Here is a 3,538-nt window from a genome sequence, read left to right as displayed (position 1 = left end):
GGTCATCCTCGTCCCCGCCCCGGCAGCAGCCCCCGCGCCTGGGTCCGGTCCCCGGCTGGATGCGGTTCGCGGGCTGGGCCGCGCTCCTCCTCCCGCTCCTCTCCGTCCTCTGGCGGGTGGCGATGCTCTCCGGGGCGGACGTGGGCCTCGGGCTCGCGGACTTCTACCGGTCCACCGCGGGGACGGTCGCCTATGTGCTGGCACTGGACGCGGCACAGGTGCTCGCCGCTGTGCTCACCTTCGGCCTCATCTGCGGCTGGAGCGAGACCGTGCCGCAGTGGGTGCCGGGCCTGCGGGGCCGGCGGATCCCGCCCCTGCTGCCCGGCGTCCTCGGCTCTGCGGGAGCCGCAGCGCTCCTCTGGATCATCGGCCTCCTGCTGTTCGCCTTCGTGCGCTCATGGCTGGGGATCACGGACGGGTGGACCCCGGACGAGGGCATGGGCGGCGGGCACAGGGCCCTCCTGTTCGCCTGCTACCTCCCGTTCCTCCTCTGGCCGCTGGCGGTGGCTGCGACGGTGGCAGGCCACTGGGCGCGGTTCCGCCGCCGAGGCCGAGGCGCGGAGCCGCCCGCGGCACGTGCCGGGCGCCGCTGACGGGACCGGCACGCGGACCCGCCGCATCGCCCCTCGGCGCTCATGCTCACTGATACGAGACGAACCACGGCGCCGGGTCCAGCTCGAGGGTCTGCTCCGGGGTGAACATGGGCGTGTCCTCGTCGTAGAAGTTCTTCCACGCCATCCGGACGCCCGCGGGCAGATCCCGCTGGAGGGCGTTCCACGTCTCCAGCTTGAGGTCCGGGGTGCCGTGGCCGTCCGCGTGGAGGAGCATCGCGAGCTCGTCGCGGGAGGCGTCGATGTCCTCACGGTCCGTGATCATCGAGGCGGAGAACTGATGCAGAACGAACGCCTTCTGCGGCAGCCCGGCCTCCGCCGTGAGATCCGCCAGCCACTGCGCCGTCTCGTTCACCTCGGCCGCGTCCACGGAGCCGATCTGCTCCAGATGCCGCTGACCGCCCTCCAGCCGCCACTCCGAGTCGAGGGCCAGGCCCACGTGCGGCTCGCGGAGCAGGTCCTCGTACAGCTTCGCCTGCTCCGGGAAGCTCGAGGTGCCCGGCTGCAGGTCGAGGACCACGTAGATCCCCTCCTCCGCGGCCCGCTCGACCCACGGCTTCAGCGTCTCCGGGTCGAGCTCCGCCGAGTAGTTCCCGTCCGCACCCGCCTGGCCCGAGGCCACGGTCGTGATGATCTCCATGGCCGGGACGACGGGTTCCGCGGAGACGTCCTCGTACTCGGCCGCGAGCTCCTGCACCCGGTCCACAGTCGCATCGAGGTCCTGTTCGCCGAGGATGCCGAGGGAGGGGATGCCCGGGGAGCCGTAGGCGGCGACCATCCGCCGGCCGGGGAACAGGGACTGGCCGCCGCCGGGCAGTTCGGGGGCGGTGCGCGCCGTCTCCAGCCGGGACTCGAACCGGTCCGCGAACGACTCGCCCACGGCCAGGACGCCGGCGGACTCGGACGCCTTCGCCGCCTCGACGGTCTCCGCCGTGGCGCGGGGATCGCCCTCGGGCAGCTGGGTCACGGTGCCGTCCGCGGCCTCCACGGTGGCCTCGGCGACCTCCTGCGCAGGGGTGCGGTCGCTGCCCCGGTCCAGGAAGAGGGAGGCGTTCGCGGCGTCCCCCTGCCGGCTGACCTCCGGGGCGTCGCCCTCCTCCGCCTCGAGCGTCTCCGGGTTGAAGGTGACGACGGCGCGGTCCCCCGCGGCGGCGGGGGTCTCGCTGCCGGCGGGGACGAAGACGGTCTCCACACCCAGCCGGTCCAGCTCCTCGGACACGGCGTCGTCCGCCTCGGCATCGCCCGAGGCGCCCTCGTCTCCGGCGGCGGCGTCCGCTGCCGGCGCCCCGCCGGCGCCGGTCAGCAGACCGGGTGCCCCCACCTCGGCGGTCTTCTGCGACACCGCCCAGGAGTCCGACTCCGCACCCAGCACCGCGACGTCCGCGGACTCGTAGGCCAGTGCGGAGGCGGCTGCCGTCGCCGCAGCGGGATCGTCCCCCGCCAGGGAGGAGACTCCCTTCCCGTCCGTGCGGAGGACGACCTCCGCGTCCTCACTCCCGCAGGCCGCGAGCCCGCCTGCGAGGAGGACGGCGACCACCGCGGTGCCGAGGGAACGAGACGCGGGCCGGGCCGTGCCCGGGAGACGAGCGGCACCCGGGAGACGAACATCATCCGGGCGACGAGCGGGGTGCGCGACCGGGTGGCGCGCTGTGACTGGGTGACGCCGGGGGAAGGTCATGCCCGCCACCGTAACGACACAGCATCACCGTGCGCTGAATGCGTCGGGGGACGCTGAAGACTCCAGCGTCACCACGCACAGTGCGCCCGCGGCGAGGACGCCGCCTTAGTAACCGGAGAGGCTCTCGTCCACTCCGGCGGCGGCGTCATCCGCTGACCTACCGCACCGCGGCGTCCTGGGGCACACTGGAGTATGAGTGCTTCGCTGCTCCCGCCGTATCTGCTCGAAGCCGTCGCCGCGCACGGCTCCGCCCGTGCCGCTGCGTGCGCGCGCAGGACGCTCCGCCAGGACACGCACCTCCGCACCGCTCGCGCCGGCGGGGAGGCCCCCGCCCCACGCGAACTCCGCGCCTCCCCGGGCCGCCCCGCTCGGCCGATCTTCGACGCCGGCGGCACCGAACAGCTCCCCGGGGAGCGGGTCCGGGACGAGGGCGAGGCGGCCCTCGGCGACCCGGCGGCGGACGAGGCCTACGACGGCCTCGGCCTCACCTGGCAGCTGTTCTCCGAGGCCTACGGCAGGGACTCCCTCGACGACCGCGGCATGCCCCTCCTGGGCACCGTGCACTTCGGCACGGACTACGCCAATGCCTTCTGGGACGGCCGGCAGATGGTGTTCGGCGACGGGGACGGTGAGCTGTTCAACCGCTTCACCGCCAGCCTGGACGTGATCGGACACGAGCTCACCCACGGCGTCGTCGAGTTCACCGCGGGGCTGCGGTACGCGGATCAGTCCGGTGCGCTCAACGAATCGATCGCGGACGTCTTCGGCAGCCTCGTCAAGCAGCGCGCCCTGGGCCAGACGGCCGAGCAGGCGGACTGGCTGATCGGAGCGGAGCTGTTCACCGACCGGGTGCGGGGCGAGGCCCTGCGGTCGATGGCCGCGCCGGGCACGGCCTACGACGACCCCGTGCTCGGGAAGGACCCGCAGCCGGCGCACATGGACGACTTCGTGGTGACGCAGGAGGACAGCGGCGGAGTGCACATCAACTCCGGCATCCCCAACCGTGCCTTCCACCTGGCGGCGACCGCGCTGGGCGGCCGCGCCTGGGAGCGTGCGGGGGCGATCTGGTACGCCGCGCTCACCGGTGACGGCATCGCCGCGAACTGCGACTTCCCCGCCTTCGCCGCACTGACCCTCGCCGCAGCGGAGCGGAGGGGCGCGGAGGCGGCGGAGGCGGTGAGGAACGCCTGGGCCGGTGTCGGAGTGGAGGCCGGCTCACCCGCCTCGGGCCCGGCGGATCCTGCAGGGG

3 protein-coding genes are annotated in these 3,538 nt (G+C 73.9%); 2 read left to right on the top strand and 1 reads right to left on the bottom strand.

The features are described from left to right. On the top strand, window positions 1–593 hold a 593-nt coding region (locus tag Q0A33_RS05695; RefSeq protein ID WP_291794321.1), incomplete at its 5' end, for a hypothetical protein. A 46-nt stretch (window positions 594–639) separates the two neighbouring features. On the opposite strand, the gene Q0A33_RS05690 is transcribed toward Q0A33_RS05695, so the two are convergent. Further along, complete coding sequence (locus Q0A33_RS05690; RefSeq protein WP_291794319.1) at window positions 640–2,148, bottom strand: hypothetical protein; 1,509 nt, start codon at window positions 2,146–2,148, stop codon at window positions 640–642. Window positions 2,149–2,481: 333 nt separating this feature from the next. Between Q0A33_RS05690 and Q0A33_RS05685 the strand changes: the two genes are divergently transcribed. Then, window positions 2,482–3,538, top strand: a 1,057-nt coding sequence (locus tag Q0A33_RS05685) for a M4 family metallopeptidase (RefSeq protein ID WP_291794317.1), incomplete at its 3' end; no start/stop codon positions are given.

The sequence above is a fragment of the Brevibacterium sp. genome, assembly GCF_022712115.1.
In the GTDB taxonomy this organism is placed as follows: domain Bacteria; phylum Actinomycetota; class Actinomycetes; order Actinomycetales; family Brevibacteriaceae; genus Brevibacterium; species Brevibacterium salitolerans.
Note: the sequence above shows the minus strand (reverse complement) of the source record. Positions and strands in the feature narration are given on the sequence as shown.